Annotated in this window: 2 tRNA genes and 3 rRNA genes; all 5 read right to left on the bottom strand. The window is 50.9% G+C overall.

Annotation, left to right across the window (positions count from 1 at the left end):
* Positions 1 to 43 precede the first annotated feature (43 nt).
* Positions 44 to 155: ribosomal RNA gene (rrf, locus tag FAZ15_RS22315) — 5S ribosomal RNA — on the bottom strand.
* Positions 156 to 314: 159 nt separating this feature from the next.
* Positions 315 to 3,205 (bottom strand): 23S ribosomal RNA (locus FAZ15_RS22310).
* Positions 3,206 to 3,470: 265 nt separating this feature from the next.
* Positions 3,471 to 3,544 (bottom strand) — tRNA-Ala (locus FAZ15_RS22305).
* 90 nt (positions 3,545 to 3,634) lie between these two features.
* Positions 3,635 to 3,711: transfer RNA gene (locus FAZ15_RS22300), tRNA-Ile, on the bottom strand.
* Positions 3,712 to 3,832: 121 nt separating this feature from the next.
* Positions 3,833 to 5,354 (bottom strand): 16S ribosomal RNA (locus tag FAZ15_RS22295).
* The 16S, 23S and 5S rRNA genes sit together here with 2 tRNA genes alongside, the layout of an rRNA operon.
* Positions 5,355 to 5,397 lie beyond the last annotated feature (43 nt).

The following is a 5,397-nucleotide window of genomic DNA, read 5'->3' as shown; positions in this document are numbered from 1 at the left end:
AAAAAAAGAGCCCTTACTGTTTCCAGCAAGGGCTCTGTATAAAAAAAGGCACCGACCTACTCTCCCACCTGTTACGGCAATACCATCGGCTCTGGCGGGCTTGACTTCTCTGTTCGGAATGGGAAGAGGTAGACACCGCCGATATAGGCACCTGAAGATCTTTATTAGATGTCAGATTTCAGATATTAGATTTCAGATATGGAAGCCCCCCTGGAGGTCCCGGATCTCATATCTCATATCTCTCAGCTCTGAGATCTAATCTAATGACTATCGAAAGAAAGAAAAACATGCGGGAGGACAACAGCAACTATCCGCCTGGAAAGCTTCGGGCTATTAGTACTACTCGGCTATGGTATCTCTACCTTTACACCTGTAGCCTATCGACGTAGTCATCTCCTACGGCCCTTATGAGGAAGTCTCATCTCGTGGCTAGTTTCGCACTTAGATGCTTTCAGCGCTTATCTATTCCCGACGTAGCTACCCTGCGGTACACCTGGCGGCATAACAGGTTCACCAGCGGTCAGTCCAACCCGGTCCTCTCGTACTAAGGTCAGATCCACTCAAACTTCCAACGCCCACAACAGATAGGGACCGAACTGTCTCGCGACGTTCTGAACCCAGCTCGCGTGCCACTTTAATGGGCGAACAGCCCAACCCTTGGGACCTTCTCCAGCCCCAGGATGTGACGAGCCGACATCGAGGTGCCAAACCTCCCCGTCGATATGAGCTCTTGGGGGAGATCAGCCTGTTATCCCCAGCGTACCTTTTATCCTTTGAGCGATGGCCCTTCCATACAGAACCACCGGATCACTATGTCCGTCTTTCGACCCTGGTCGACTTGTTGGTCTCACAGTCAAGCAAGCTTATGCCATTGCACTCCGCGTACGGTTACCAAGCGTACTGAGCTTACCTTTGAAAGCCTCCGTTACCTTTTTGGAGGCGACCACCCCAGTCAAACTACCCACCAAACAATGTCCCCCCCATAAGGGGGTTAGAAACCGGATACAGAAAGGGCGGTATTTCAAGGTTGATTCCACGGATCCTGGCGAACCCGCTTCAACATCTCCCGCCTATCCTACACATCCTGTACCCAATTCCAATGTTAAGCTATAGTGAAGGTGCATGGGGTCTTTCCGTCCCGTTGCGGGTAACCGGCGTCTTCACCGATACCACAATTTCACCGAGCTCATGGCTGAGACAGCGCCCAGATCGTTACACCATTCGTGCAGGTCGGAACTTACCCGACAAGGAATTTCGCTACCTTAGGACCGTTATAGTTACGGCCGCCGTTTACCGGGGCTTCGATTCAATGCTTCTCTTGCGATGACATCCCCTCTTAACCTTCCGGCACCGGGCAGGTGTCAGGCCTTATACCTCATCTTTCGATTTTGCAAAGCCATATGTTTTTGCTAAACAGTCGCCTGGGCCTTTTCACTGCGGCTTCTCCACCGAGGTGGAGGAAGCGCCCCTTCTCCCGAAGTTACAGGGCCATTTTGCCGAGTTCCTTAGCCATGATTCACTCGAGCACCTTAGGATCCTCTCCTCGACTACCTGTGTCGGTTTACGGTACGGGTTTTCTTAACCTGGAGCTTAGCGGGTTTTCTTGGAAGTCTGATTACCTGCACTATCTGCGCCGCCGAAGCTTTGCAGTACTATCGGGGTTCAGCACACTCGGCGGATTTGCCTACCAAATGTATACCTACGCCCTTTAACGGACTATTCCGTCAGTCCGCGGCAGTGTCACTACTCCGTCACCACATCGCAGTTAAGAAAAGTACTGGAATATTAACCAGTTGTCCATCGGCTATCTCCGTTCGGATGCGCCTTAGGCCCCGACTAACCCTGATCCGATTAGCGTTGATCAGGAAACCTTAGTCTTTCGGTGGGCGGGTTTCCCACCCGCCTTATCGTTACTTATGCCTACATTTGCTTTTCCAGAACCTCCACACCACATTGCCATGGTGCTTCTCCGGCGCTGGAATGCTCCCCTACCAGACATACATCTTTCAGTATGAATCCATAGCTTCGGTAATAATCTTGATGCCCGTTTATTATCCACGCCCGGTCGCTCGACTAGTGAGCTGTTACGCACTCTTTAAATGAATGGCTGCTTCCAAGCCAACATCCTAGCTGTCTGGGCAACCGGACCTCGTTAGTTCAACTTAGACTATATTTGGGGACCTTAGCTGATGGTCTGGGTTCTTTCCCTCTCGGCCTTGGACCTTAGCACCCAAAGCCTCACTGCCGGCCATATCTTCGCAGCATTCGGAGTTCGTCTGGATTTGGTAGGATTTGACTCCCCCGCACCCAATCGGTAGCTCTACCTCTGCTAGACTCAATGCCGACGCTGTTCCTAAAAACATTTCGGGGAGTACGAGCTATTTCCCAGTTTGATTGGCCTTTCACCCCTACCCTCAGGTCATCCGGAAACTTTTCAACGTTTATCGGTTCGGTCCTCCATTACGTGTTACCGCAACTTCAACCTGCCCAAGGGTAGATCACAAGGTTTCGCGTCTACCTCTACTGACTGTGCGCCCTGTTCAGACTCGCTTTCGCTGCGGCTGCGCGGCTTAACCGCTTAACCTTGCCAGTAAAGAGTAACTCGTAGGCTCATTATGCAAAAGGCACGCTGTCACGGAATCTCTCCGCTCCAACCGCTTGTAAGCACACGGTTTCAGGTTCTTTTCACTCCCCTGTTCGGGGTTCTTTTCACCTTTCCCTCACGGTACTGGTTCACTATCGGTCTCTCAGGAGTATTTAGCCTTACCAGATGGTGCTGGTCGATTCAAGCAGGATTTCTCCGGTCCCGCCCTACTCAGGATACCACTATGCTGTCATTCTTTACCTGTACGGGGCTATCACCCATACCGCGCAGTTTCCCACCTGCTTCCAGTTCATAGCGACAATACAATCCCGTGGTCCTACAACCCCCATCTTGCCGTAACAAAATGGGTTTGGGCTCTTTCCCGTTCGCTCGCCACTACTTGGGAAATCATTGTTATTTTCTTCTCCTACGCCTACTTAGATGTTTCAGTTCAGCGCGTTCGCGTATCATACAACATACCTTCAGTATGTTAGGTTGCCCCATTCGGAAATCTGCGGATCAGTTCGCATTTGCCAATCCCCGCAGCTTATCGCAGCTTATCACGTCCTTCATCGCCTCTGAGAGCCTAGGCATCCCCCGTGTGCCCTTATTTACTTTCTTCTCATCCATAGCCCTTTTGCTACTATGGTGATGCTTTGATATATATACATGCAATGCTACGTCTATAACAGTTCGGCCTTGACCGAGGGTCCGTTATAGACATCAGACGCATCACAGTATTGTCTCTACTGTTGTCTTCTCTTGTGTTTTCTTTCTTTCAATATGTCAAAGAACTCTTCTTTTAGATTGGAGATATCAGATGTTAGATCTCAGAAACATTAAATGTCCCTCATATCTCATATCTTGACTCTCACATCTAAAGATGTGGAGAATATCGGAGTCGAACCGATGACCCCCTGCGTGCAAGGCAGGTGCTCTAGCCAGCTGAGCTAATTCCCCTTTTATTAGTAGTGAGTAGTGAGTATTATGTAGCGAGAGGAAAACCATCAACAGGTCTCATATCTCATATCTATCATCTCAGTACTCCCTTGGTAGTCCCGAGCAGATTTGAACTGCTGACCCCTACATTATCAGTGTAGTGCTCTAACCAACTGAGCTACGGGACTAGCTTATCTTCTCCTCTCGGTAACCTATCCCTAACGGGGAGGGCACTTTCTTCTGTGTCTTTATCTTGTAATAAGTGATAACCATGTAATAACGTAACGAGCACCAGTACCGGTTCTCTAGAAAGGAGGTATTCCAGCCGCACCTTCCGGTACGGCTACCTTGTTACGACTTAGCCCCAATTATCGGTTTTACCCTAACACGCTCCTTGCGGTCACATGCTTTAGGCACCCCCAACTTTCATGGCTTGACGGGCGGTGTGTACAAGGCCCGGGAACGTATTCACCGCGTCATTGCTGATACGCGATTACTAGCGAATCCAACTTCACGGGGTCGAGTTGCAGACCCCGATCCGAACTGTGAACGGCTTTTCGAGATTAGCACCACATTGCTGTGTAGCTGCCCGCTGTACCGTCCATTGTAGCACGTGTGTAGCCCCGGACGTAAGGGCCATGATGACTTGACGTCGTCCCCACCTTCCTCGCTGCTTACGCAGGCAGTCTGTCTAGAGTCCCCACCTTGACGTGCTGGCAACTAAACATAGGGGTTGCGCTCGTTGCGGGACTTAACCCAACACCTCACGGCACGAGCTGACGACAGCCATGCAGCACCTAGTTTCCTGTCCCGAGGGACGGATGCGTCTCTGCATCCTTCAGTAACTTTCAAGCCCGGGTAAGGTTCCTCGCGTATCATCGAATTAAACCACATGCTCCTCCGCTTGTGCGGGCCCCCGTCAATTCCTTTGAGTTTCACCCTTGCGGGCGTACTCCCCAGGTGGATAACTTAACGCTTTCGCTTGGACGCTGACTGTATATCGCCAACATCGAGTTATCATCGTTTAGGGCGTGGACTACCAGGGTATCTAATCCTGTTCGATCCCCACGCTTTCGTGCATCAGCGTCAATCACTGCTTAGATAGCTGCCTTCGCAATCGGTGTTCTGAGACATATCTATGCATTTCACCGCTACTTGTCTCATTCCGCCATCTTCAACAGCATTCAAGCCATTCAGTATCAAAGGCACTGCGACAGTTGAGCTGCCGTCTTTCACCACTGACTTAAATGGCCGCCTACGCACCCTTTAAACCCAATAAATCCGGATAACGCTCGGATCCTCCGTATTACCGCGGCTGCTGGCACGGAGTTAGCCGATCCTTATTCTTCCGGTACATTCAGCTTCCCACTCGTGGAAAGGGTTATTCCCGGACAAAAGCAGTTTACAACCCGTAGGGCAGTCATCCTGCACGCGGCATGGCTGGTTCAGGGTTGCCCCCATTGACCAATATTCCTTACTGCTGCCTCCCGTAGGAGTCTGGTCCGTGTCTCAGTACCAGTGTGGGGGATTCTCCTCTCAGAGCCCCTAGACATCGTCGCCTTGGTGGGCCGTTACCCCGCCAACCAGCTAATGTCACGCGAGCCCATCCATATCCTATAAATATTTAACAGTGGTCTGATGCCAGACCGCTGTGTTATGCGGTGTTAATCCGGATTTCTCCGGGCTATCCCCCTGATATGGGCAGGTTGCTCACGCGTTACGCACCCGTGCGCCACTCTCATCGGGACCGAAGTCCCGAATCCCGTCCGACTTGCATGTATTAGGCCTGCCGCTAGCGTTCATCCTGAGCCAGGATCAAACTCTCCATAGTAAAATGAAGTGTAAGACCAAGACTATTTATAATATAAACAGAA

The sequence above is a fragment of the Sphingobacterium olei genome (genome assembly GCF_005048855.1).
Classification (GTDB): Bacteria; Bacteroidota; Bacteroidia; order Sphingobacteriales; family Sphingobacteriaceae; genus Sphingobacterium; species Sphingobacterium olei.
Note: the sequence above shows the minus strand (reverse complement) of the source record. Positions and strands in the feature narration are given on the sequence as shown.